At 58.0% G+C, this 23193-nt stretch carries 19 protein-coding genes; 8 read left to right on the forward strand and 11 right to left on the reverse strand.

Features of this window, described 5'->3' with window-relative positions; genetic code table 11:
* Nucleotides 1-18: 18 nt before the first annotated feature.
* The 3 genes from rplU (at nucleotide 19) to cgtA (ending at nucleotide 2026) form a co-directional block, all read left to right on the forward strand.
* Nucleotides 19-330 carry a 50S ribosomal protein L21 gene (gene rplU, locus AC790_RS07375; RefSeq protein ID WP_007886644.1) on the forward strand — a complete coding sequence of 104 codons (312 nt, stop codon included), beginning with the start codon at nucleotides 19-21 and terminating at the stop codon, nucleotides 328-330.
* 15 nt (nucleotides 331-345) lie between these two features.
* Nucleotides 346-603: a 50S ribosomal protein L27 gene (gene rpmA / locus AC790_RS07380; protein ID WP_007886647.1), complete on the forward strand. Its 258-nt coding sequence runs from the start codon at nucleotides 346-348 to the stop codon at nucleotides 601-603.
* A gap of 247 nt (nucleotides 604-850) precedes the next feature.
* A complete protein-coding gene (cgtA, locus tag AC790_RS07385) occupies nucleotides 851-2026 on the forward strand; it encodes an Obg family GTPase CgtA (RefSeq protein WP_007886648.1) in 1176 nt (391 codons plus the stop codon).
* A 42-nt stretch (nucleotides 2027-2068) separates the two neighbouring features.
* On the opposite strand, the gene AC790_RS07390 is transcribed toward cgtA, so the two are convergent.
* From AC790_RS07390 to AC790_RS07410, 5 genes are read right to left on the reverse strand one after another with little or no spacing between them, the layout of a single operon-like run.
* On the reverse strand, nucleotides 2069-2485 hold the full coding sequence (locus AC790_RS07390) for a hotdog fold thioesterase (protein ID WP_049851354.1): 417 nt from the start codon (nucleotides 2483-2485) through the stop codon (nucleotides 2069-2071).
* 3 nt (nucleotides 2486-2488) lie between these two features.
* Nucleotides 2489-3244 (reverse strand): 2,3-dihydro-2,3-dihydroxybenzoate dehydrogenase, encoded by a 756-nt coding sequence (gene dhbA, locus AC790_RS07395; protein ID WP_049851355.1) that lies wholly within the window; start codon nucleotides 3242-3244, stop codon nucleotides 2489-2491.
* A complete protein-coding gene (locus AC790_RS07400; protein ID WP_049851356.1) occupies nucleotides 3241-4095 on the reverse strand; it encodes an isochorismatase family protein in 855 nt (284 codons plus the stop codon). The genes dhbA and AC790_RS07400 overlap by 4 nt, the downstream gene beginning before the upstream one ends.
* 18 nt (nucleotides 4096-4113) lie before the next feature.
* Nucleotides 4114-5730 (reverse strand): (2,3-dihydroxybenzoyl)adenylate synthase, encoded by a 1617-nt coding sequence (locus AC790_RS07405; protein ID WP_007886653.1) that lies wholly within the window; start codon nucleotides 5728-5730, stop codon nucleotides 4114-4116.
* A 10-nt stretch (nucleotides 5731-5740) separates the two neighbouring features.
* Nucleotides 5741-6922, reverse strand: coding sequence for an isochorismate synthase (locus tag AC790_RS07410; RefSeq protein ID WP_049851357.1), 1182 nt, complete (start codon nucleotides 6920-6922; stop codon nucleotides 5741-5743).
* A gap of 176 nt (nucleotides 6923-7098) precedes the next feature.
* Here AC790_RS07410 and fepB point away from each other — a divergent pair, with 176 nt between their 5' ends.
* Nucleotides 7099-8064 carry a Fe2+-enterobactin ABC transporter substrate-binding protein gene (gene fepB / locus AC790_RS07415; RefSeq protein WP_049851358.1) on the forward strand — a complete coding sequence of 322 codons (966 nt, stop codon included), beginning with the start codon at nucleotides 7099-7101 and terminating at the stop codon, nucleotides 8062-8064.
* On the opposite strand, the gene entS is transcribed toward fepB, so the two are convergent.
* On the reverse strand, nucleotides 8059-9309 hold the full coding sequence (gene entS, locus AC790_RS07420) for an enterobactin transporter EntS (RefSeq protein WP_036620261.1): 1251 nt from the start codon (nucleotides 9307-9309) through the stop codon (nucleotides 8059-8061). The two genes, fepB and entS, sit on opposite strands and share 6 nt — an antisense overlap.
* Nucleotides 9310-9450: 141 nt before the next feature.
* Between entS and fepD the strand changes: the two genes are divergently transcribed.
* Genes fepD through AC790_RS07435 form a run of 3 tightly spaced genes read left to right on the forward strand, consistent with a single transcriptional unit; the run spans nucleotide 9451 to nucleotide 12214 of the window.
* Nucleotides 9451-10440 (forward strand): Fe(3+)-siderophore ABC transporter permease, encoded by a 990-nt coding sequence (gene fepD / locus AC790_RS07425; protein WP_072093401.1) that lies wholly within the window; start codon nucleotides 9451-9453, stop codon nucleotides 10438-10440.
* The gene (gene fepG, locus AC790_RS07430; protein ID WP_049851359.1) at nucleotides 10437-11420 is read left to right on the forward strand and encodes an iron-enterobactin ABC transporter permease; all 984 of its coding nucleotides are present in this window, start codon (nucleotides 10437-10439) and stop codon (nucleotides 11418-11420) included. Before fepD ends, fepG begins: the two co-directional genes overlap by 4 nt.
* Complete coding sequence (locus tag AC790_RS07435; RefSeq protein WP_049851360.1) at nucleotides 11417-12214, forward strand: ATP-binding cassette domain-containing protein; 798 nt, start codon at nucleotides 11417-11419, stop codon at nucleotides 12212-12214. The genes fepG and AC790_RS07435 overlap by 4 nt, the downstream gene beginning before the upstream one ends.
* Nucleotides 12215-12298: 84 nt before the next feature.
* Here the strand turns inward: AC790_RS07435 and AC790_RS07440 are convergent, their stop codons facing one another.
* Nucleotides 12299-16210, reverse strand: coding sequence for an enterobactin synthase subunit F (locus tag AC790_RS07440; protein WP_049851361.1), 3912 nt, complete (start codon nucleotides 16208-16210; stop codon nucleotides 12299-12301).
* Nucleotides 16195-17424, reverse strand: a complete 1230-nt coding sequence (gene fes, locus AC790_RS07445; RefSeq protein WP_049851362.1) for an enterochelin esterase — start codon at nucleotides 17422-17424, stop codon at nucleotides 16195-16197. The genes AC790_RS07440 and fes overlap by 16 nt, the downstream gene beginning before the upstream one ends.
* Before the next feature lie 257 nt (nucleotides 17425-17681).
* On the opposite strand from fes, the gene AC790_RS07450 reads away from it, so the two are divergent.
* Nucleotides 17682-19952 carry a TonB-dependent siderophore receptor gene (locus tag AC790_RS07450; protein ID WP_049851363.1) on the forward strand — a complete coding sequence of 757 codons (2271 nt, stop codon included), beginning with the start codon at nucleotides 17682-17684 and terminating at the stop codon, nucleotides 19950-19952.
* A 6-nt stretch (nucleotides 19953-19958) separates the two neighbouring features.
* Here AC790_RS07450 and pmrB read toward each other — a convergent pair whose 3' ends face one another.
* From pmrB to dacB, 3 genes are read right to left on the reverse strand one after another with little or no spacing between them, the layout of a single operon-like run.
* Nucleotides 19959-21020: a two-component system sensor histidine kinase PmrB gene (pmrB, locus tag AC790_RS07455; RefSeq protein WP_049851364.1), complete on the reverse strand. Its 1062-nt coding sequence runs from the start codon at nucleotides 21018-21020 to the stop codon at nucleotides 19959-19961.
* The gene (gene pmrA / locus AC790_RS07460; RefSeq protein WP_049851365.1) at nucleotides 21017-21679 is read right to left on the reverse strand and encodes a two-component system response regulator PmrA; all 663 of its coding nucleotides are present in this window, start codon (nucleotides 21677-21679) and stop codon (nucleotides 21017-21019) included. The genes pmrB and pmrA overlap by 4 nt, the downstream gene beginning before the upstream one ends.
* A complete protein-coding gene (gene dacB, locus AC790_RS07465) occupies nucleotides 21679-23112 on the reverse strand; it encodes a serine-type D-Ala-D-Ala carboxypeptidase (RefSeq protein ID WP_049851549.1) in 1434 nt (477 codons plus the stop codon). Before dacB ends, pmrA begins: the two co-directional genes overlap by 1 nt.
* Between the last annotated feature and the right edge of the window lie 81 nt (nucleotides 23113-23193).

Consider the following 23193-nt stretch of genomic DNA (forward strand, 5'->3'; position numbering starts at 1 on the left):
GCAGAAGCGGAGTTTTATATGTACGCGGTTTTCCAAAGTGGTGGTAAACAACACCGAGTAAGCGAAGGTCAGACCGTTCGCCTGGAAAAGCTGGACATCGCAACCGGTGAAACCATTGAGTTTGACCAGGTTCTGATGATCGCAAATGGCGAAGACGTGAAAATCGGCGCGCCACTGGTTTCAGGCGGTGTGATCAAGGCAGAAGTTGTTGCTCACGGTCGTGGCGAGAAAATTAAAATCGTTAAGTTTCGTCGTCGTAAACACTACCGTAAGCAAGCTGGTCACCGTCAGTGGTTCACAGATGTGAAAATCACTGTGATCGGCGCGTAAGAGGAGATCTGACAAATGGCACATAAGAAGGCTGGTGGCTCGACCCGTAACGGTCGCGACTCCAATGCAAAACGTCTGGGTGTAAAACGTTTCGGTGGTGAATCTGTTTTGGCAGGTAGCATCATCGTTCGTCAGCGTGGCACCAAATTCCACGCAGGTAGCAACGTAGGTTGTGGTCGTGACCACACCCTGTTTGCCACCGCAGACGGCAAAGTTAAATTCGAGATTAAAGGCCCGAACAACCGTAAATATATCAGCATCGTTGCTGAGTAAGGTTGTCGTGCTGCAGACGTTTACCGTCTGAATACACGAATGAAAGGCCCCGCAGCTTTGCGGGGCTTTTTACATTCTGCTGAAGCTTGCTGGATAACAGCGACGTTGCAGCACAGTTGTTGTACAATTTATGTACTCCTGGCTTTGCCAGTTTTGTATTATCCGCCGTCGGTCAGCGCAGAAGACCCTGGCGGACCCGTTTGCGGCCTGCAAGCTGCCGTGAACGACAGCGTGACGGAGAAATAAAATGAAGTTTGTAGATGAAGCGACGATCCTTGCGGTCGCGGGTGATGGCGGCAACGGTTGCGTAAGCTTCCGCCGTGAAAAATATATTCCAAGAGGCGGCCCTGACGGCGGCGACGGCGGCGACGGCGGCGACGTATATCTGTTGGCGGATGAAAACCTCAACACCCTGATCGATTATCGCTTTGAAAAGTCTTTCCGTGCCGAACGTGGCCAGAATGGCCAGAGCCGTGATTGCACCGGTAAACGTGGTAAAGACATTATTGTTAAAGTGCCAGTCGGTACCCGCGTAATTGACCAGGGTACGGGCGAAACGCTGGGCGACATGACGCGCCATGAGCAGAAGCTGATGGTGGCGAAGGGCGGCTGGCATGGGCTGGGTAACACCCGCTTTAAATCATCGGTTAACCGTTCACCGCGTCAGAAAACCATGGGCACACCGGGCGAAAAGCGTGATTTGCAGCTGGAACTGATGTTGCTGGCTGACGTCGGTATGCTGGGTCTGCCGAATGCCGGTAAATCGACCTTTATTCGTTCGGTTTCTGCAGCCAAACCCAAAGTGGCGGATTATCCGTTTACCACTCTGGTGCCAAGCCTTGGCGTAGTCCGCATGGATAGCGAAAAGAGCTTTGTTGTGGCCGATATTCCTGGCCTGATTGAAGGTGCAGCGGATGGCGCGGGTCTGGGTATTCGCTTCCTGAAACACCTTGAGCGTTGTCGTGTTCTGTTACACCTCATCGACATTGCACCAATCGACGAATCTGATCCGGTTGAAAATGCCCGCATCATTCTTGGCGAACTGGAAAAATACAGCGATAAGCTGTTCCAGAAACCACGCTGGTTAGTCTTCAACAAGACTGACCTGCTGAGCCGTGAAGAAGCGGAAAGCCGTGCTAAGGCGATTGCAGAAGCGTTGGGTTGGGAAGATAAATACTATCTGATCTCTGCCGCAAGCCGCGATGGCGTGACTGACCTGTGCTGGGATGTGATGAGCTTTATCATCGACAATCCTAAAGAAGCCGAGCTGGAAGAGAAACAGCCGGAGAAAGTGGCTTTCATGTGGGATGACTATCACCGTGAAGCCATGGAAACTGCGCAGGAAGTTGAAGAAGACGACGATTGGGATGATGACTGGGACGAAGAAGACGACGAAGGTGTCGAAATCATTTACCAGCGTTAATCGCAGCAGAAAAAGCGGCCAGATGGCCGCTTTTTTTATGTCCTAACCCAGCACCGCCACCGTCAAACGCGACGTACAGCACAGCTGATCGCGGGCGTTGCGGATCTCAATCTGCCAGCTCTGATTGCGCGCACCAAGGTGCAGCGGACGGCAAATCCCGCGCACTTCACCGCTGCTCACCGCGCGGTGGTGGCTAGCGCTGACTTCAATCCCCACCACACTTTTGCCTTCCTCAATACTGAGGTAACCGGCGATCGATCCCATCGACTCCGCCAGCACCACCGAGGCGCCGCCGTGCAATAGGCCAAACGGCTGCTGCGTCCGGACATCCACCGGCATGGTGGCCTCAAGGTAATCTTCACCGATGGCGGTGAACACAATGCCCACGTGTGCCACCAGCGAATTTTCACCCAGCTTATTTAGCGTCTCAAGATCGACCGATCGTTTCCAAATTGCCATCTGTTAGGATCCCAGCGTTGCGCCACCGTCGACCACAATATCCTGCAGTACCACGTGGCTGGCAAGATCCGAAGCGAGGAACATCACGTTAGCCACGATCTCCTGCGGCTTAGCGATCTTACGCAACGGAATCCCCAGTTTGTACTGATCCGGGAAGCCATTGATCATCTCCTGTTCCGCTTCAGGCGTATGCCACAGGCTGCGCTGCATATCGGTATCGGTCGAACCCGGTGACACGATATTGCAGCGCACGCCGAAAGGTGCCATCTCCAGCCCAACGGTCAGACACAGGCTGCGCAGCGCCGCCTTGGATGCGCCATAGGCGGACATGCCGATGCGTGGTGCGTGCGCGGCGTTAGAGGCGATAGTGACAATCGCGCCCGCGCGCTGCTGGCGAAACACCGGCAAGGTTTGCTGGAACATATTGAACGCGCCACCGGCATTTACCGCCAAACAGGCTTGCCAATCCTCGAACGTCAGCTCATCAGTGCTGCCAATGCGCAGGATGCCGGCACCGTTTACCAGCACATCCAGACGGGGCTGATCCGCCAGCAAACGCTGGCAAACCGCTTTGACTTCAAGCGCATTCGCCACATCCAGCACCTGGGTAGTAAACGGATAGTCAGCCTGATCGAAACGCAGATCGAAGCCGATCACCTGTGCACCTGCCTGATGGAAGCTCAGCGCCGTGTGATAACCAATGCCTTTGCCCGCGCCGGTGACCCAGACGATTTTTCCACTGAAATCAAAGGTATTCATTTGGCTGGCACCCGTGACAGCAGCGCCCACCAGCCATCAATGGTTGGATTTTTAGCCAGGCTGACGAAATCGATATCGCTGTGCACCTGGCGCCAGCGCGCCGCCAGCGCCATGACGCGTACTGAATCCAGACCGTAATCGATCAGGTTCTCGTCATCCTCAGGCACATCGTCATCTTCCAGCAGCGGTAAAATCAGCGCGCGCAGATCGTCTTTGCTTAGCGGCAGCGGCATCAGATCGGCGGTCATTACCACTTTCCCACTGCGGCCAGCGGTGTAAGTCAGCGCCATCATGTGCTCTTCACGCGTAAAGTCAGCCAGCGCATCGGCCACCATAAACGGCTGAATGTTACGCATAAAGGCGTCTGTCGCGGTGGTCAGGCAGCCAATGTGCGCGTAAACGCCGGTGATGATCAGCTGGTCGCGCCCCATTTCTTGCAGGATCGACTCAAGCGGCGAGCGCACAAATGCGCTGTAGCGCCATTTGGTCAGAACCTGGTCGTCCTGATCCGGTGCCAGCGCATCAACGATCTTCTGCTGATCCGGATGCTTGTTCAGGCCCGGTCCCCACATGTCGTTAAGCAGCGCGCGATCGGCATCGCTCTGCTCATTTGGCTGTGCGGTATAAAACACCGGAATGCCCTGCGCCTTGCAGTAGGCGCGCAGGCGCGCGATGTTTTCGACTACCTGATCCACCAGCGGGCTGTTTTCTCCCCAGAAATTGAGGAAGTACGCCTGCATATCGTGAATCAACAGCGCGGCACGCTGCGGTTCCAGTGCCCACTTCACTTTGTTGGTTGGCAGTTCTGTCGCTGCAGGCAGCGCATACGAATTGAGTTTTGGAATAGCCATTACATTCTCCGGAACAGGTCACGCTTGCGCTTGTTGATCGGCAAGCTGTTGGCGTAAACGTTTTTTATCCACCTTGCCGACTGGCGTCAGCGGCAGGGCATCTACGCAGGTAATACGGTCAGGTAATTTGAACTCGGCGACGCCCAGTTCACGCAGATGACGGCGCAGCGCCACCGCTTTAATCGGCTGGCTGGCGACGATAAAGGCGCAGCTCTTTTCACCCATCAATTCATCGTTCATCGACACCAGCGCGGCGTGGATCACATCCGGATGGCGCTGCAGCAGATTTTCGATCTCTTCAGCTGCGATCTTCTCGCCACCGCGATTGATCTGATCCTTTTCGCGCCCTTGCACGGTGATATAACCCTGCGCGTTGATCTCAATCAGATCGCCGGAGCAGTAAAAGCCATTGGCGTCGAAGCTGGCGGCATTGTGTTCTGGGCTCTTGTAGTAGCCACGGAAGGTGTAAGGTCCGCGCGTCATCAGGCGACCGATGGTGCCGGTTGGCAGCGCATTGCCATGCTCATCGGCCACCCACACTTCATCGTCCGCAGAGATTGGGCGGCCTTGCGTGGTGAGAATGGTGTTCTCATCGTCGCCAAAGCGGGTGTAGTTCACCAAACCTTCGGCCATACCGAACACCTGCTGCAACTGACAGCCAATCTCACGCTGAATGCGTGCCGCCAGGGTTTCACCCAGCTTGGCGCCGCCCACCTGAATGCGCTGCAGCGAGGCCAGCTGTTGATTGCTGCCCCATTCCTGAATCGCCTGTAACCACAGGCTCACTGCCGGCGGCACCAAACCGGTATCCGTCACCTGATGCTTTTCAATCAGCGGGAAACACAACGTAGCGCTGGGATCGGCGGCCAGAATCACCTGTCCACCCGCGTAAAATACGCCGAGTGAACCGGGTGAACTCATCGCAAAGTTATGCGGGGCGGGCAGGGCGATGAGATAGCGCGTATCGGCGGTTACCTCACAGATCTCATCACTGGCGCGGATGCTGTAGTAATAGTCGTTGTGGGTGCGCGGAATCAGCTTCGGTGTACCGGTGCTGCCGCCGGAGAGCTGGAAAAACGCGACTTCATCGGCGGCGGTTGGCGTGGCGACGAAATCACCTGCGGCTTCCGCCATCAGCGCTTCCAGCGTGTTTTCCGGCTGGTTGTCATTACGCAGAATCACCTGCTGCAGCGAAGGCTGCGCGGCGCACAGGGCGCTGATAAAGGTGTCGTCAGCAAACAGTGCATGGGTGCGATCGGCAATCAGCAGCTTAGGTTCGATCTGCGCGGCATAGGCGCTGAGTTCGGTACGCTGATGGCTGAACAGGGCGAATACTGAGGCTACGCCGAGCTTAAACAGTGCGAATACCGTGACATAAAAATCAGCCACATTGCCGAGCTGCACCAGCGCGGTATCACCATTCTGCAAGCCGCGCCGCTGCAGCGCGGCAGCCAGATTGCTGCTTAGCACATCCATGTCGCGATAGCTGATTTGACGATCGCCATCAATCACCGCAATGGCATCGTTGTGCTGATGACGCGCCAAAATATCGGTCATCGGCACATCCAGCCAGTAGCCTTTTTCGCGGTAGCGCGCGGCCAGATCGTCCGGCCAGCGAGTATAGGGAATGCTCATGCTCTTTCCTTTATTGCAGTCCAAAGGCGCGCAACATGGTATCCAGCTTCACGCCGGTTTCGCGCCATTCTGATTCGGGTTGGGAGTCGGCCACAATGCCCGCGCCGGCAAACAGCCGTACACGCGTGCCATGCACAGTACCGCAGCGGATGGTGACGACCCATTCGCCATTGCCTTCGCTATCGCACCAGCCGACGATGCCGCCAAACAGTTGGCGATCAAAGGGTTCCAGCTGCTGAATCAACTGTTGGGCACGTTGATGCGGAAAGCCGCTCAGCGCCGGCGTTGGATGCAGCAGGCAGGCCAGCGACAGGGCGTTTTCGCGCTCGTCCTGAACTTCGCCGTCGATTTGCGTCGCCAGATGCCACAGCGTAGCGGTGGTGATCAGCGAAGGCGTGGACGGTACCGAGAGCAAACGGCTGCGCGGCTGCAGCGTGGTACGCATCGCGTCGGTCACCAGTTTGTGTTCATGGCGATCTTTGCTGGAATTCATCAGCGTGTTACCGACCGCGCGATCCTGCTGCACATCGCCATGATTGCGCCGCGCAGAGCCCGCCAGTGGGCAGGAGCTGAAATCGCGCCCCTGTTTACGCAGCATCAGTTCCGGGCTGGCACCGATCAGCGCACCGCCTTGCGGCAGCGGCAGATGGAAATGGTAGCTATTCGGGTTCTGCGCAATCACACGCTGCATCAGCGCCCCAGTATCAACCGGCTGCTCAGTGACGATATCCATCAGGCGCGACAGCACCACTTTATCGAGATCGCCGCGCTGCGTGGCCGCTACCGCATCTGCCACCATATCGATAAAGACATCGTGGTCCGGCACCGGCGTGCGGCGACGCACCTCAGGCAGATCGCTGATGCCTTGCGGCAGTGCGTTTTGCAGGTCGTCACGATTAAAGGTCTGATAAGACTCGGGAATAAACAAAGCCGCAGGTTGGCTGACATCGAAGGGAATCGCGCCGACCAAAATCGGATTGGCGATGCCCTGTTTTTTCGCGGCGTCAAAGTGCTGACGCAGCTGTTGTTGGAAATCACCCTGCAGCGACGCGGCGTCATGTACCGGCGTGGTAATAGTGGTATAGCATCCTTGCGTTGCCAAACTGCGCCACGGCGAGGTAAACAGGAAACCACGGCTTAGCGCGGAATAATCCTTCAGCCAGGCATTTTCAAACGTGGAAGATTCCACCATAATTTTCACCTATAAATGATAAGATTATTAAGAATGATTATCATTTTTATTATGGGCCTGTAACCTACGTCGATTGGGCAAAAGTGTCAATCCATTCGCGGGATTTCAGCTGCGTTTAACCGTAATCAGGTGCGGAAGCCAATCAGGGCAATATGCTAAAAAGTGGACCAAAACTTATGAATAAATGCGGTTTTTGGGGTATTGCAGCCCTATTGTGTGTTTTCCAGACGTTCGCCAGCGTCGCGCACGCCGAACAAGCCTGGCCGCGCACCGTTCAGGGCGCTAACGGACCGCTCACCTTAAGCAAAGCGCCGCAGCGCATTGTCTCCACCAGCGTGACACTGACCGGATCGCTGTTGGCGATTGATGCGCCGGTCATCGCCTCGGGCGCCACGGCCCCCAATAGTCGCCTGGCCGACGATCAGGGCTTCTTCCGTCAGTGGAGCGACGTGGCCAAACAGCACCAGCTCAAACGCCTGTACATCGGCGAGCCAAGTGCCGAAGCAGTGGCAGCAGAAGCGCCGGATCTGATTATCGTCAGCGCCACCGGCAATGATTCCGCCATCAAACTCGCCGACCAGTTCTCTGCCATTGCGCCGACGCTGGTGGTCAACTATGACGACAAAAGTTGGCAGGATGTGGTTACGCTGCTAGGCCAGGCCACCGGCCACGACGCGCAGGCTGCACAGCGTGTTAAAGCCTTTGACGATCGCGAAGCGGCGCTGAAGAAAGCCATCACGCTGCCACCGCAGCCGGTCTCCGCCATGGTGTGGAACGGCGGAGGACGCGCGGTCAACCTGTGGACCGCCGCCTCAGCGCAGGGCAAGCTGCTGGAACAACTGGGTTTCACCCTGGCGATGCCGCCGGCAAATGTGGCGCAGAGCCACAGCATGGGACAGCGTAAAGATATCGTTCAGCTATCGGGTGAAAACGTCGCCAGCGGCCTGACGGGTAAAACCTTCCTGCTGTTTGCCGCCGACGATAAAACCACGCAGTCGGTGCTGGGCAACCCGTTCCTTGCACAGAACGCCGCAGTACAAGGCAAGCAGGTTTACGCGCTGGGTGTTGATTCGTTCCGTCTCGATTACTACAGCGCCAGCAATCTGCTGGCGCGTCTGGAAAAACTGTTCGTTAAATCATGATGCCTGTTCCGCCAGCTCCGGTGCTGGCGGATGGTAACGACGTAAACGCCCCATCATCAACCACATCCCGATGCCCAGCAGCGCCGCCGCAAAGCCAAACACGGCGGCGGCCTGCGGTGGCAGCAGCCATGAACCCATCGCACCAATCACTGCCGCACCTATCGCGTCGCCGGTGACGTTCTGTGCCGTCCACAACCCGTTGATGCGGCCTAGCAAATGATCGGGCGTTAGCGCCTGAATCATTGCGTACTGCACCAGGCTATTGATGGCGCTGAAGTAGCCGAAGGCGACCAGACAAGCTAACGCCAGCGGCAGATTCGGCATCAGGCTAAACAAGCCCAGGGCGATAAACGCCGCAATCGCGCTGCCGAGCACCAGCTGTCCCGGACGTGCAGCGTGCTTAAGTTTACCGCTGGTGAAGGCGCCCACCGCCGCACCGAGCGGCACTGCGGCGTAGAGCAAACCCAGCTGGTCAGCACTCACTGACCAATGGGGCGCGAGTGCGGGATAGAGCACGCGCACCGCGCTGGCTAAGGTCACCAGCGCACCAATCAGCGCCACCATGCCGACAATCGGGCTGGCAAAGAGAAACTGCACGCCAGCAGCGAGGGATTTGAGCGGATGTTCGCGCGGCTGCGGCGGAGGCGGCAAGTTCGGTAATTTTAACAGGGTTAGCACCGTAAGCAGCGTGCCGAACGCGGCGAGTCCGTAGTTCCAGGTCACGCCGCCGTGGGCAATCACCAGACCGGCAATCGCAGGTGACAAAATCGAGCCAAAGCGCACCGTTAACATGGTGATGGCTCCGGCCTGCATAATATTTTCCCGCCCCACCAGCGCGGGCGTGGCGGCTAACAGTGCAGTGACGCCAATCGCCCCGAAGAAACCATCCCAGAAGCCCAGCAGATAAACGGCGATTAACGAAGGTTCCGGCAGCGCCGCATTGATCGCCAGCGCGATAAAGCCCAGCCCGCAGGTTGAACGGGCGAAAAGAATCAGCTTCTTACGCTCATGGCGATCCGCCAAAACGCCGCCGGTCAGCAGACCAATAAACATGCCCGTAGCGGCCAGCGTCACCGCCAATCCCACCAGCAGCGGTGAATTTGTCATGTGCTGGATCTGCACCGGAACCGCGACGGCAAGCATGCCGAGCGCGACAATCGAGATAAAGCGCGCAATGAATACTGCGCGAAAAGCCGGATGGGTTTTCAGCAGTGAGAGATCGATAAAGTGGGATGATTTGTTCATAGGTTCGCCTTTTTGCACCAATTTTCCTCATCGTCCGCGAGGCGAGTCATGGTAACATAGCTAAACGCGAGTAATAACGATAACCATTATCAAGTTGCATCGCGCATGCGACGACGTTGAACAGTGAAGGTTTAGAACGCTATGCGCCAGATCCGTGCATTGGCAGGCTCAGGGATTCTGCTCTTGCTCCTCATCGCGCTCAGCTTAATGCTGGGAGCAAAATCAATACCGCTTCCCGATGTTTATCATTCGCTTACCGCCAGCTGTAATAGCGCGGAGTGTGTGATTGTGCGTGACGCGCGCTTGCCGCGTACCCTGGCTGGTTTGCTGGCGGGCGTGGCGCTCGGGCTGGCCGGTGCCTTGATGCAGAGTCTGACGCGCAACCCGCTGGCCGATCCCGGCATTCTCGGCGTCAATGCCGGTGCCGGTTTTGCAGTCGTGATTGGCATTGCGCTGTTTGGCGCAGATTCGCCGGTAGATTGGCTCGGCTTCGCTTTTGCGGGCGCACTGCTCTCTTCGTTGCTGGTGGCATTGACCGGTGCGATTGGCGGTGGCCGCGTCAATCCGGTACGTCTTACGCTGGCGGGCGTCGCGCTGGGCGCAGTGCTGGATGGGCTGACGTCTGGCCTGTCACTGCTCAATCCTGACATCTATGATCACCTGCGTTTCTGGCACAGCGGCTCGCTGGATATCCGTAACTTTACCGTGCTACGCACACTGTTTCCGGCGGTGCTGGTGGGCAGCGTGGTAGCGATTTGTCTGTCGCAGGCGCTCAACAGCCTCAGCATGGGCGGCGATATGGCCACCGCACTCGGTACACGCGTGGGGCGGACCCAGCTGCTTGGCCTGCTGGCGATTGCGCTGCTGTGCGGTGCTGCGACGGCGGCGGTGGGGCCAATTGCCTTTGTCGGTCTGATGACGCCGCACTTTGCCCGCTGGCTGGTGGGCAACGATCATCGCTGGATGCTGCCGGCGACGGCGCTTATCACGCCGATTCTGTTACTCGCCGCCGATATTCTTGGCCGCCTGCTGGTGGCGGGGGAGCTGCGGGTTTCCATCGTCACGGCAATGCTCGGTGCGCCGATGCTGATTGTACTGGTGCGCCGCAAACTGGGCCGGGGTGCGCTATGACGCGTCGAACCTGGTTACACGCGCTATGGCTGCTGCTTTGCTGCGCAGTGCTGGCGTATCTGGCGATGACGCGCGGGGCATTGCAGATTAGCGGCGAACAAATCGGGCAGCTGCTGCTCGGTCAGGGCGCCGGTAACGTCAAACTGATCGTGCTGGAGTGGCGCTTGCCGCGCGTGCTGATGGCGCTGCTGATTGGTGCCGCATTAGGCATCAGCGGAGCGATTTTCCAGTCGCTGCTGCGCAATCCGCTCGGCAGTCCGGATATTCTCGGCTTTAACACCGGCGCATACAGCGGCGTGCTGGTGGCGCTGGTGCTGTTCAATCAAAGTGTAACGGCGATGACCGGCGCGGCACTGATTGGCGGCATCGCCACGGCGGCGCTGGTGTACCTGTTTGCCTGGCGCAACGGGGTGGAAACCTTCCGGCTGATTATCGTTGGTATCAGCGTGCGCGCGCTGCTGATGGCGTTGAACTCGTGGCTGATTATCAGCGCCTCGTTGGAGTCGGCGCTGAGTGCCGGTTTGTGGAGCGCCGGATCGCTTAACGGGATTACCTGGGCGAAAACGCCGCCGGTGATTGCCGTGCTGCTGCTGGCATTAGCGCTGATGGCGCTGCTGGCGCGGCGTATGCGCCTGCTGGAGATGGGTGACGATACCGCCAATGCGCTTGGCGTGCCGGTGGAGCGCAGCCGGATGTGGCTGATGCTGATTGGCGTGGTGTTAACGGCAGCATCAACGGCGCTGGTGGGACCGATTTCGTTTGTCGCGCTGCTGGCGCCGCAAATTGCACGGCGTCTGGGCGGCGGTGTCAAAGGTGCGTTGCCGCTGGCAGCGCTGTGTGGCGCGTTGCTGCTGATTGCCGCTGACTTCGCCGCACAGCATCTGTTCCTGCCTTATCAATTACCGGTTGGCGTAATTACCGTCATCCTCGGTGGACTCTATCTGATAGCTTTACTGGTGCGGGAGGCGCGACGCCAATGATCGATATCCCTTCACGTCTGCGTGGCGAAGGTTTAACGCTGGGCTACGACAAAAAAGTGGTGGCAGAGAATTTATCGGTAGCGATTCCCGAAGGGGAGCTGACGGTAATTATCGGTCCCAACGCCTGCGGAAAATCGACGCTATTACGTACGCTCAGCCGTCTGCATACCCCACTGAAAGGGGAAGTCTTGCTGGATGGCGAAGCGATTGCGCGCTATCCGACCAAAGAGGTGGCGCGCCGCCTTGGCCTGCTGCCACAGAGTTCGAATGCGCCTGCCGGCATTAGCGTCACGGAGCTGGTGGCGCGCGGGCGTTATCCGCATCAGGCGCTGTTTGGTCGCTGGCGCGCGGAAGATGAAGCTGCGGTGCAACAAGCGATGCGCGCCACGGGCGTGAGCGATTTAGCGCAGCAGTCGGTGGATACCTTATCGGGCGGGCAGCGTCAGCGCGTGTGGATCGCCATGGTACTGGCGCAGGAAACGCCGCTGCTGCTGCTGGATGAGCCGACCACCTGGCTGGACATTACGCATCAAATTGAGTTGCTGGAGCTGATGCAGGAGCTGAATCAGCAGCATGGTCGTACGCTGGTGGTGGTGCTGCACGATCTCAATCACGCCTGCCGCTATGCCACGCACTTGATTGCGATGCGTTACGGCAAGATTGTCGCCGAGGGGAAACCGGCGGAGATCGTGACGCCAGCGTTGATCGAGCAGGTGTATGGTTTGCGCTGCGTGATTGTGGAAGATCCAGTGGCGCATACGCCGATGATTGTGCCGCTGGGGCGCGGAAGATAATTGAGGTGGTCGCCATGAATGGCGACCCTACAAAATCACACCGGCACATCGTAGGGTCGCCATTCATGGCGACCTGGTTTGCATCTAACCCAGCAACCGCTGCAACAGTGGCCCAATCTGCTCAAACATTTGCGGTGAAATGATCTCCACGTGGGCGCAATCCATCGGCCACACCTCTAGCTCATCCACATAGGGTGCCCAGGCACGACGTGCATCTTGTCCCGGCTGCTGCGTCTGCTCGGCGAGGAACAACGTGGCGCGACCGTTAAAACGCGCACTGCGCGCGGTAGCCAGCAGGCGCACTGAACTGGCGTAGTTAGCCTCGATGGTATCAAACATCGCGCGCATCTCTTCCCCGGCCTGATGGCGCTGTGCAGCGATAAACTGCTCGCGTTCGCGATTCACCTCTTCCAGCACCGCAGGATCCAGCACGTTCTCGCCGCGCTTCTCATCCCAGTTTTGCGTCTCTGGCGGCCAGGTATCCAGCAAGCCAAGGAATGCGACCTCTTCGCCCGCCGCTTCCAGCCGTGCTGCAATGCCTTGTGCCAGCGTGCCGCCGAGTGAATAGCCGAGGAAATAGTAAGGCCCGTGCGGCTGCACCTCGCGCAGGGTGTGCAGATGCGCCTCGCACACCTCATCCAGATGCGTGCTCTGGTTCAGCGGGCTGTTGATATCCGGCGACTGAATGCCGATCAGCGACCAGCTCGGATCGAGATAGCGTTGCAAGATGCTGAACTGCCAGGCAAAACCTGACGCCGGATGGAAGCAGAATAGCGTTGGGCCGTTGCTTTGACGCAGCGGCAGCACCGCTTCGAAGCCAGCCTGCTGATGTGATTGCGCATCACTGAGCAGAGTCGCCAGTTTCTCTACCGTCGAGGCCACCATAATCTGCCCCACTGAAACCGGCTGTTGCAGCTCGCGACGCAGCTGCGCCGCTAAGCGCATCGCCAGCAGCGAATGACCGCCAAGGGCGAAAAAGTCATCCTGCGCGCTGATGGCATCGCGTGCCAGCAGCTGGCAGAAGGCATTTGCCAGCGTGGTTTCCAGACCAGCGTAGGGGGCACGTCCCGCGCTGGCACTGGCGGACTCTGGCAACGGCAGCGCTTTGCGATCCAGCTTGCCATTGCTGCTGAGCGGGAAAGCATCAAGCTGCACAATGGCAACGGGCACCATATGCGCGGGCAAGCGTTGCGCCAGCGCCTGACGCAGTGCTTCGCCATCAACCGGCTGCGCGGCTAGCACGTAACCCACCAGCTGGCGTGCATCACCCTGTGCCGCCGCGCCGCCCAGCACCACGGCGTGCGTTACCGCTTGCTCAATGCCCGGCTGGGCGCTGAGCACATGATCAATTTCATTCAGCTCGATACGCTGACCGCGAATCTTCAGCTGATCGTCGCTGCGGCCGAGATATTCCACCGCACCGTTATCCAGCCAGCGCGCCACGTCGCCGGTGAGGTACATGCGCTCGCCGGGGCTGAAGGGATCGGCAATAAAGCGGCTGGCAGTAAGATCGGGACGACCAAGATAGCCATGCGCCAGCTGGACGCCGGTTAAATAGAGATCGCCCGCGACGCCCGGCGGTACCGGCTGCATGCGGGCATCGAGGATGCGCAGCCCGGTGTTCCACACCGGGAAACCAATCGGCACGCTGGCCCCTTCGACGGCAGCCAATGCATCACCAAACGCCGGATACCAGCTGACATCCACTGCGGCTTCGGTTGGACCATACAGATTGTGCAACGGCACCCGCGTCAGTGTTTCCCACTCGCGTGACAAGTCGGTCGGCAGCGCTTCACCGCTGCAGAACACGTTACGCAGGCTGGCACAGCAGGCAATCGCCTGTTGATCATCAAGGGCCGCGACAAAGGCCGCCAGCATCGAGGGTACGAAATGCGTGGTGGTGACTTTGTAGCGGGCAAACAGTTGCTGCAGCGCTTCAGGATCGCGATGTGCCTCTGGCGGCGCCATCACCAACTGCGCGCCGACCAGCAGCGGCCAGAAGAATTCCCATACTGAAACATCGAAGCTGCTCGGCGTTTTTTGTAAAACCACATCATCGGCTTGCAGCGGGTAGCGATCCTGCATCCACAACAGGCGATTGACGATGGCTTCATGGCCTACCATCACCCCTTTAGGACGGCCGGTAGAACCTGAGGTGTAAATGATGTAAGCACCATCCTGCGGTGTCGGCGCGCTGGCCGGTTGTGGCGCAGTTGGCGTGCTATACAGCGCATCAAAATGCAGCTGATTGACCGACGCGATGGCGCGAAAGCGCGCGCTGAGTGCCGCGCAGGTGATCAGCGTTTTCGGTGCGGCATCTTCCAGCATCAGCTGCAGGCGATCGTCGGGATAGCCGGTATCGAGTGGTAAATACGCGGCGCCAAGCGAAACAATGGCCTGCAATGCCAGCGACAGCTGCACTGAGCGCGGCAGCGCTACCGCGACAATATCGCCGCGCTGCACGCCTGCGGCAGTCAACTCCGCCGCCAGCGCAAATACCTGCTGTTGCATTTGGTGATAGTTCAGCTGGTGCTGCGCATCGGCGAGCGCCGGGGCATCCGGCGTACGTACCGCCTGCTGGGCCAGCAGCGAGGCCAGCGTTTCTGCCGGCAGCGGATAAGCGGTTTGGTTAATCGCGGTAATCTGCGCGTGTTCCTCAGCAGTGAGCAGATCGAGTTCGCCACACGGGCGCTGCGGTTGCTCAGCCAACTGATTCAGCAGCAAGGCAAAGCGGCTGGCATGACGCTGCAAGGTCTGTTCGCTGTAGCGCTCGGCATTGGCCAGCAGCTCAAGGGTTAATTCACCTTGCTCACTGATATAGATAGCGATTTCCAGGTCGCGTACCGGTCCGGAAGCCAGTTGATGGGTGATGCCCTCAACGCCGGCGAAATCGAGCTGGTAATCAAACATCTTCAGGTTGATCACCGGACCGTACAGCGGATCGCCATCGCCAAGACGACCGAGATCGCGCTGCACCTGTTCGGCGTCATAGCGCTGATGACGGCGCATCTTTTTCACTTCACCCGCCAGCTGCGCGGCGAGGGCGCTCAGTGGCTGCGTGGGATCGTAATGCACCGCCATCGGCAATACGTTGATCACTGGACCGGTAGCGCACAAGGCGGCGGAACCGATACGACGCATAAAGATGAAGCCGGCGGCAAAGTCGTTTTGGCCGCTGAGACGTGCCAGCCACAGCGCAACAAGGGCGAAGGCAAGATCGGCGGCGCTGGATTGCGGGTGCTGCTGCACCAACGTTTGAAAGGTGCTGCGATCCAGCGTCACGCTGTGGCGAAGTAGATCGGTGCTGGCGGTTTGTCCGGCAAGCGGTAGCGGCGAGAGCGACGCCGGTGACGGCAGCGCCGCCCCTTTTTCGCGCCAGAACTGGCTGTCACGCGTGAACGAGGAGGATTCGCGATAGCGCTGATACTCTTCAACCACCTCGCTAAACGGGATAAACGGCGTCGGTTCGGCCGACTGCTGGTGCACTGCGGCGCTGTAGAGGTTAGCGATGCGGCGCGTCAGTGCGGTAAAGCTGAAGCCATCCACCACCAAATGGTGATAGCGCTGATACCAGAACCAATGCTGCTCGCCGAGGCGGAACAGGCAGTGATGCCACAGTTTTGCGCCGCTCAGCACGCGCAGATCGCTGTTCATATCTTCGCGCATCAGCACGCGTGCTGTGGCGACGGCATCGGCCTCGCCGCGCAGATCGATAATCTGCGGCGGACTAAATTGTTGCGGCTGGAGCCACTGCAACGCTTCGCCTTCCACTTCGCCGAAGGCCATGTTTAGCGTATCGGCTTCCTGCATGCCCGCGACAATTGACTGGGCGAGTAAGGCGCTATCAATGTCACCGCGCAGCTCGACAAAGTGCGCTACCGCGTAAGCGTTGCGGTGCGGGGACAGCTGATCGGCAATCCAGATACCGGGCTGTGCCGCGACTAACGGCAGGGTTTGTTGGTCAATCATAGATTTATTCATCAGGGATTCGGACATGGATGCTCCGGTTGGTTCAACAGGGCTTGTAAGCCACTTAGCAGGCCACCGCGCCAACAGAGCGCGTCGTGCCCGCCTTCCACCGGCTGGTAATGCACCTGATAACCGGCAGCGTGCAGTTGCTGCTGTAACTGTTGATTAGCTTGCAAAATTAAGCCTTCGCGCTTGCCCGCTTCCAGCCAGAAGCGCAGCGGCTGGCGTGGTGCAAGGCCACTCTCCAGCGCCTGTAGCAGCCAACCGTGCGGATTGCCGCGTTCCGGCCACCAGAAGGAGCCGGAGAGGCTGAGCGCATTGCCAAAGGTTTCCGGCCAGTGCAGCGCGGCATATACCGAGGCGAGGCCGCCAAAACTTTGCCCGGCGACGATGGTGCTATCGGCCTGCTGGCGATAGGGCACTGATTGGGCAATCTGCGGTAGGAGTTCTTGCTGGAGAGCTTGCCAAAACTGCGCATTGCACGGCAGCTCGCGGCTGCGGTGGTCGCGGTCGATGATATCGATAAACAGATATACCGCAGGCGGCAAGGTGCCGGCATCGGTAAGCTGCTGCAGCGGCCCGGCAATCGGCATGTTGTGCGCCCAGAACTGCCCATCCAGCAGGATCGCCAGCGGACGCTGCGCGGGATTGGCGTCGCCGGTGGTGTAAATCCATACCTTGCGGCTGTTGCCCAATATTGCGCTGTGCCATTGCTGCTGCTGCAGCTCCACGGCTGACGCCGTGCCCTTATCTACCGCTTGCCATACCTGCTGATTCGGGGCCTGCGGCAGATGCAGCGGTGAGACACTCATGCCACGTCCGCCAGACCAGCCGCGTAAATAATTCAGCGGATCGGCCTGTGCAGTGGGGAATTTATCGCGCCACCAGTTGCGCAGCGAAGACATGTCGGCTTCACCAGAAAAGTCGGTGGCCTGTTCATCGGGCATTAAACAGTAGCTGCCGCGCCAGTTAGCCGGTAGCGAAGTCTGCCAGTACCAGACGTTAGTGCCCGTCACGCGCATCAGCGACTGTGGTGGGCGGCGCTGGTGGTGATCGGTGACGCCGGTAATGTTGATCCATACGCGCTGGGTCGACGATTGTGTTTCATCACCTTGCGGGTCGCGCCAGAAGAAGGTGACCTGACATTGGCCATCGTCTGCTAACTCAATACGGGGAATCCCCTGGGATTGTTGCGCCTGCCACCAGGCTGCACTGCCGGTTACATCATTTCGCCAGGTCATAGGGCTGCCAGTCGGTGTTTACGCGGAGATTTACATAAGCTTGATGAATAATACTATTGATAATAATTTGCATTTGCAATAGGGTGGCTGCGCTCAAAAATGAGCACGCTCGTTCCGCCTGATGCTTACCGTTCGGTAAGGTTGCGCTACGGATGGTTTGAAGGGTCTGGAACTGGGCGCGATAGGAACAGGGATCTTCTCACCGGCTCGCCAGTCAGCATGCAACGGCTTTTGCTGGCCATCCAGGAACGTATAAAATGAAAAATTACTCGCGGTTATCATTAGCTATTCTTCTTGAATTGGGGCTCAGCGCCTCACTGCTCTCCAGCGGCGCCTGGGCAGCAGAGACTTCCTCCAGCAAAACCTCAGCGAGCACCACTGACGCACAATCGATGGACGGCGGCACCTTAATGGTTACCGCGCAGCAGCAGAACCTGCAGGCGCCGGGCGTCTCAACCATCACCGCCGACGAAATCAAAAAGCATCCGCCCGCGCGCGATGTATCAGAAATTATCCGTACCATGCCAGGCGTGAACCTGACCGGTAATTCCACCAGCGGCCAGCGCGGCAACAATCGCCAGATCGATATTCGTGGCATGGGCCCAGAAAATACCCTGATCATGGTGGATGGCATGCCGATCACCAGCCGCAACTCGGTGCGCCTTGGCTGGCGTGGCGAGCGTGATACGCGCGGTGATACTAACTGGGTGCCGCCGGAGATGATCGACCATATCGACGTGATTCGTGGACCTGCAGCGGTACGTTACGGTAACGGCGCAGCGGGCGGCGTGGTGAATATCATCACCAAAAAACAGTCCGATCAGCAGTGGCACGGTTCATGGAACACCTATTACAACGTGCCAGAACACAAAGCCGAAGGCGCCACTAAACGCACCAACTTCAGCCTGGAAGGACCGCTGGGCGATGATTTCAACTTCCGTTTGTACGGCGGTTTAGCCAAAACGCAGGCCGATGCCTATGACATCAATGAAGGTCATGCGGCGGCGCGTACCGGTAGCTATACCGGCAGTTATCCATCGGGCCGCGAAGGCTCGGTGAATAAAGATATTAATGCATTACTGAGCTGGGCATTTGCGCCGATGCAAACGCTGGAGCTACAGGCCGGCTTCAGCCGTCAGGGCAACCTTTATGCCGGCGATACGCAGAACACTAACACCAGCGCGCTGGTGAAAAGCCTGTACGGTGATGAAACCAACCGCCTGTATCGTCAAAACGTCTCACTGAAATGGACCGGCGCGTGGGATAACGGCGTCAGTACCAATACCTACGCGCGTTATGAGAAAACCCGCAATTCGCGCATCAACGAAGGTTTGGCGGGCGGCACCGAAGGTATCTTCTCCAACAGCGGTTTTAACACCATTCAGCTGGATGATGTGCTGCTGCACAGCGAAGTCAGTATTCCGTTTGAACTGCTGTTTAATCAAACCGCGACGCTGGGTACCGAATGGAACCAGCAGCGCATGAAAGATGGTTCATCCAACGCCCAGGCGGCGAACTACGGCGCGGTGCCGGGCATCGACAACACTGGCCGCAGCCCCTATTCCCAGGCGGAGATTTTCTCACTGTTCGCTGAAGACAACATGGAGCTGACCGACAGCACCATGCTGACGCCCAGCCTGCGTTTCGATCACCACTCAATTGTGGGCAATAACTGGAGCCCGTCGCTCAATTTGTCGCAAGGTCTGGGCGATGACTTCACGCTGAAGATGGGCATCGGGCGCGCTTATAAAGCGCCGAGCCTGTATCAAACCAACCCAAACTATCTGCTGTACAGCAATGGCCAGGGTTGCGCTGCCAGCACCGGCGCCTGTTATCTGCAAGGTAACAGCGATCTGAAAGCCGAAAACAGCATCAACAAAGAGGTGGGACTGGAGTGGAAACACGAAGGTTATCAGGCCGGTTTGACCTGGTTCCGCAACGATTATCGCAACAAGATCGAAGCCGGTTACTCGCCAGCGGGCAAAGCCTCTAACGGCACCACCGATATTTATAAGTGGGAAAACGTACCGAAAGCGGTGGTGGAAGGGCTGGAAGGTACGGTTAACGTGCCGTTCTCCGACAGCGTGACGTGGAACAATAACTTCACCTATATGCTGCAGAGTAAGAACAAAGAGACCGGCGATCGCTTATCGGTGATTCCTGAGTACACGCTGAACTCGACGCTGAGCTGGCAGGCAACGCAGGATCTGTCGCTGCAAACCACGCTGACCTGGTACGGCACGCAAACGCCGAAGAAGTATGATTACAAAGGTAATGCTTCAACCGGCAGCGCGACCGATAAAGTCAGTCCTTACTCGATTATCGGCATGAGCGGCACCTACGATATCAACAAGTACGCCAGCGTCACGGTGGGTATCGATAATCTGTTCGATAAGCGTCACTATCGTGAGGGCAATGCGCAAACCACCGGCAACGCCAACACCAACTCTTATCTGTATGGTGCGGGTGCCAATACCTATAACGAATCAGGTCGTACTTACTTTATGAGCCTGAATACCCACTTCTAAGGCGAGTTAGCCAATAAGTTGATGCGGTAAATAGCAGCGGGCAATCAGTCCGCTGCTATCCTCACGATTGACCAGTTCCAGCCTGCCGCGATGCATCTGCACGATGCGCAGCACGATATTCAGACCCAGCCCGCTACCGCCGTAACGCTGATCGCGTCGACGGAATGCCTGCGTCAGCTCTTCCGCGGCGGCGGCATCAATGCCCGGTCCCTGATCCCACACTTCAATAATCACCTGCTGCTTGTCCTGCTGCATTCTCACCGCTACCTCGCTGCCTTCCGGGCTGTAGCGTGAAGCGTTCTCCAACAGATTGCGCAGCATCAAACGTAGCAGCACCGCTTCGCCTTGCTGCGGCACATCGTTGACCTGCGGCCAGTGCAGCGTTTGCTGGCGCTGTTGCAACAGCTCTGCCATTTCCGGTTCCAGCGGCTGCATGATGTCTTTCTGCCACAGCAACTGCTGATAGTGACCGCCAGCCAGCGCCTGACCGGCGCGCGACAGCATCAGCAACTGTTCAACGGTGTGCATCAGCTGGTCGATGCGTTCGATCAGCATCCCGCTTTGCGGCACGTTCTGCTGGTGCAGCAGCTCCAGATGCAGGCGTAATCCCGCCAGCGGCGTGCGCAGCTCGTGCGCCGCGTCGGCGGTGAATAATCGCTCCTGCTGTAGCGTGTGATCGAGGCGTGAAAATAGCTGGTTGATCGCGGTGGTGACCGCCACGATCTCATCCATCTCGGAATAGACCGGCAACGGCGTCAGGTTATCCGCTGATCGGTGTGCAAGGCTGTCTTGCAGCGATTTCAGCGGGCGGATGATCCAGGTAATCGCCCAAAACGACAGCAGCAAGGTGAGGGCGACCATCACTAAGGAGGGCAGAAGCAGTGAGGCGATCGCTTCGCGAATCTCATTTTCGACACGATCGTTACGCGCCTGAGCGGAAAGCGTTTCATTGACTAAAAAACTGATCTGCTCGCGGCTCTCATGCCACAGCCAGATGGCGCTCATCACCTGACAGGTGAGGAGAATCAGCGCCAGCATAATCAGTAACCGCTGACGCATGCTGTTCATTCGCGGAGTTCCAGACGATAACCGACGCCACGCACAGTTTTGATACGATCTTTTCCCAGCTTGCGACGCAGATTGTGGATGTGAACTTCGAGAGTGTTGGATCCAGGATCGTCATTCCAGCTGTAGAGATCCTGCTGCAACGTTTCACGATGGACGTTTTGCCCAACGCGCATCAGCAAACGGGTGAGCAGTGCGAACTCTTTCGGCGTGATCTCCAGCGGATGTTCTTCCAGTAGCACCTGTTGTGAACTGAGGTTGAGCGTCAGATCGCCCTGTTGCAGCAGATTATCGCTGTGGCCCTGATAACGGCGGATCAGCGCCCGCACGCGGGCCTGCAGCTCGACCAGCGCAAACGGCTTTACCAGATAATCATCGGCGCCGGCATCCAGGCCATCAACGCGATCCTCCAGCGCATCGCGCGCGGTGAGGATCAACACCGGTACGGCAATGCCGTCGCGGCGCCACTGTCGTAGCAATGAAGCGCCATCGCGATCCGGCAAACCCAGATCGAGCACGATCAGGCTGTACTGACCGCTGCGCAACATGGCGTTACTCTCGGCGGCGGTGCTGGCGCAGTCGATAGCGTAACCTTGTGCGCTGAGCGCTTGCGCCAGACCCGATTGCAACAGCGCATCATCTTCGACAATTAGCAGTTTCATCAGTTGTTTTTATTGATATCCGTGTAAAGGCGGCTCTCAAAACGTACCAATGGAATGCGGCGCGTTTTCTGATCTTCCGGCGGCACAGCATAGCCGGACAGGAACTGCACAAAGGCCACGCGCGCACCGCTTGAGGTAGTGATGAATCCAGCCAGATTATAGACGCCCTGCAGTGAACCGGTTTTCGCCGAGACTTTGCCATCGAGGCCTGCTTCATGCAGACCGCCACGATATTGCAGCGTGCCGTCGTAACCGGCCAGCGGCAGCATCGAAATATAATTCAGCGTCGAGTCGTTTTTCGCAATGAATTGCAGCACTTGCATCATGGTATCTGGTGCAATCAAATCATGACGCGACAGTCCTGAGCCATCCACCTGAATGCTGTTGCCCATATCGACACCGGCTTTTTCACGCAGAATGCGGCGTACCGCATCCGAACCCGCGCGGAAAGTGCCCGGCACGTTGAAGTAGTGGTGGCCGATGGTGCGGAACACGGTATCGGCAATCATGTTGTCCGATTTTTTCAGCATGGTATGCAGCAGCGTGTGCAGCGGCGCAGATTGCGTTGAAGCCAGCACGGTGCCCGGCGAGGTCACTTGCGCCTGACGCACCAGATGGCCGCTGTAATCGATATCGGCGGCACGCAGTTCGGCTTTAAGGATCTCACCGGCCCACGCAGCACCGTCCTGCACGGCAAATGCCAGCGGCAGCGGCTCAGCGCGTTGACGCATACAGCCGGTTAAGGTGTAGCGATTGAGCTCGCCCGGCACCACATCCAGCTCGCAATATTGCCCATCACCACTGTTACGACCGATGGTGCGCACCTGGCTGAACATATGTGCCGGGTAATAGGAGGCAATGCGCACGAAGGCATTTTCGCCCGGCGTATTGGCGCTATACAGCGATACTGAGAAACAGTTTTTATCGACAATCGCAGCACCTGGCGGTGCACTAAAGCACTGCGTCAAATCGTTCCACGGCCAGCCGGGCGCCATATCGTGGCTGGCGAACACCGAGGTGTCGACCACCAGATTGCCTTTAATATGCGTGATGCCCTGTTTTTTCAGCGCGGCCACCATATTGCGCAGATCCTGACGGCTCAACGTTGGATCGCCGCCGAAACGCGCGACCAGATCGCCATTCAGGGTGCCATCATTGACCGCGCCTTTGGTCTCCATGGTGGTCTGGAAACGGAAGTCAGGACCGAGTTCCAGCAGGGCCGCCAGCGCCGTCACCACTTTCATGGTGCTGGCCGGTAATGCCATCTGTTTGCCGTGATAATCGATTATCGGGGTTGATGCGCCCACTTTTTGTACCATCAGCGCCAGGTTTGCGCCGTCTGGCAAATACTGCATGTATTCTTCAACGGGAGCTGCTTGTGCCTGCAGCATAAACGCACAGGTTAATCCGGTAACAAGTCGTGAAAATCGCATAATCTCGCGGTAACTGACGGGTGAAGGCGTCAATACTACGTCCCCGGACGGTGCAAAGTAAACGATGACCCACAGGGAACT

The organism is Pantoea sp. RIT-PI-b (assembly GCF_001187905.1).
GTDB classification, from domain to species: Bacteria; Pseudomonadota; Gammaproteobacteria; order Enterobacterales; family Enterobacteriaceae; genus Pantoea; species Pantoea nemavictus.

Bases quoted from the DNA above. Each gene is read 5' to 3' on its own strand.
- rplU (WP_007886644.1), top strand. From the start codon at position 19: ATGTACGCGGTTTTCCAAAGTGGTGGTAAACAACACCGAGTAAGCGAA.
- rpmA (WP_007886647.1), top strand. From the start codon at position 346: ATGGCACATAAGAAGGCTGGTGGCTCGACCCGTAACGGTCGCGACTCC.
- cgtA (WP_007886648.1), top strand. From the start codon at position 851: ATGAAGTTTGTAGATGAAGCGACGATCCTTGCGGTCGCGGGTGATGGC.
- AC790_RS07390 (WP_049851354.1), bottom strand. From the start codon at position 2,485: ATGGCAATTTGGAAACGATCGGTCGATCTTGAGACGCTAAATAAGCTG.
- dhbA (WP_049851355.1), bottom strand. From the start codon at position 3,244: ATGAATACCTTTGATTTCAGTGGAAAAATCGTCTGGGTCACCGGCGCG.
- AC790_RS07400 (WP_049851356.1), bottom strand. From the start codon at position 4,095: ATGGCTATTCCAAAACTCAATTCGTATGCGCTGCCTGCAGCGACAGAA.
- AC790_RS07405 (WP_007886653.1), bottom strand. From the start codon at position 5,730: ATGAGCATTCCCTATACTCGCTGGCCGGACGATCTGGCCGCGCGCTAC.
- AC790_RS07410 (WP_049851357.1), bottom strand. From the start codon at position 6,922: ATGGTGGAATCTTCCACGTTTGAAAATGCCTGGCTGAAGGATTATTCC.
- fepB (WP_049851358.1), top strand. From the start codon at position 7,099: ATGAATAAATGCGGTTTTTGGGGTATTGCAGCCCTATTGTGTGTTTTC.
- entS (WP_036620261.1), bottom strand. From the start codon at position 9,309: ATGAACAAATCATCCCACTTTATCGATCTCTCACTGCTGAAAACCCAT.
- fepD (WP_072093401.1), top strand. From the start codon at position 9,451: ATGCGCCAGATCCGTGCATTGGCAGGCTCAGGGATTCTGCTCTTGCTC.
- fepG (WP_049851359.1), top strand. From the start codon at position 10,437: ATGACGCGTCGAACCTGGTTACACGCGCTATGGCTGCTGCTTTGCTGC.
- AC790_RS07435 (WP_049851360.1), top strand. From the start codon at position 11,417: ATGATCGATATCCCTTCACGTCTGCGTGGCGAAGGTTTAACGCTGGGC.
- AC790_RS07440 (WP_049851361.1), bottom strand. From the start codon at position 16,210: ATGTCCGAATCCCTGATGAATAAATCTATGATTGACCAACAAACCCTG.
- fes (WP_049851362.1), bottom strand. From the start codon at position 17,424: ATGACCTGGCGAAATGATGTAACCGGCAGTGCAGCCTGGTGGCAGGCG.
- AC790_RS07450 (WP_049851363.1), top strand. From the start codon at position 17,682: ATGAAAAATTACTCGCGGTTATCATTAGCTATTCTTCTTGAATTGGGG.
- pmrB (WP_049851364.1), bottom strand. From the start codon at position 21,020: ATGAACAGCATGCGTCAGCGGTTACTGATTATGCTGGCGCTGATTCTC.
- pmrA (WP_049851365.1), bottom strand. From the start codon at position 21,679: ATGAAACTGCTAATTGTCGAAGATGATGCGCTGTTGCAATCGGGTCTG.
- dacB (WP_049851549.1), bottom strand. From the start codon at position 23,112: ATGCGATTTTCACGACTTGTTACCGGATTAACCTGTGCGTTTATGCTG.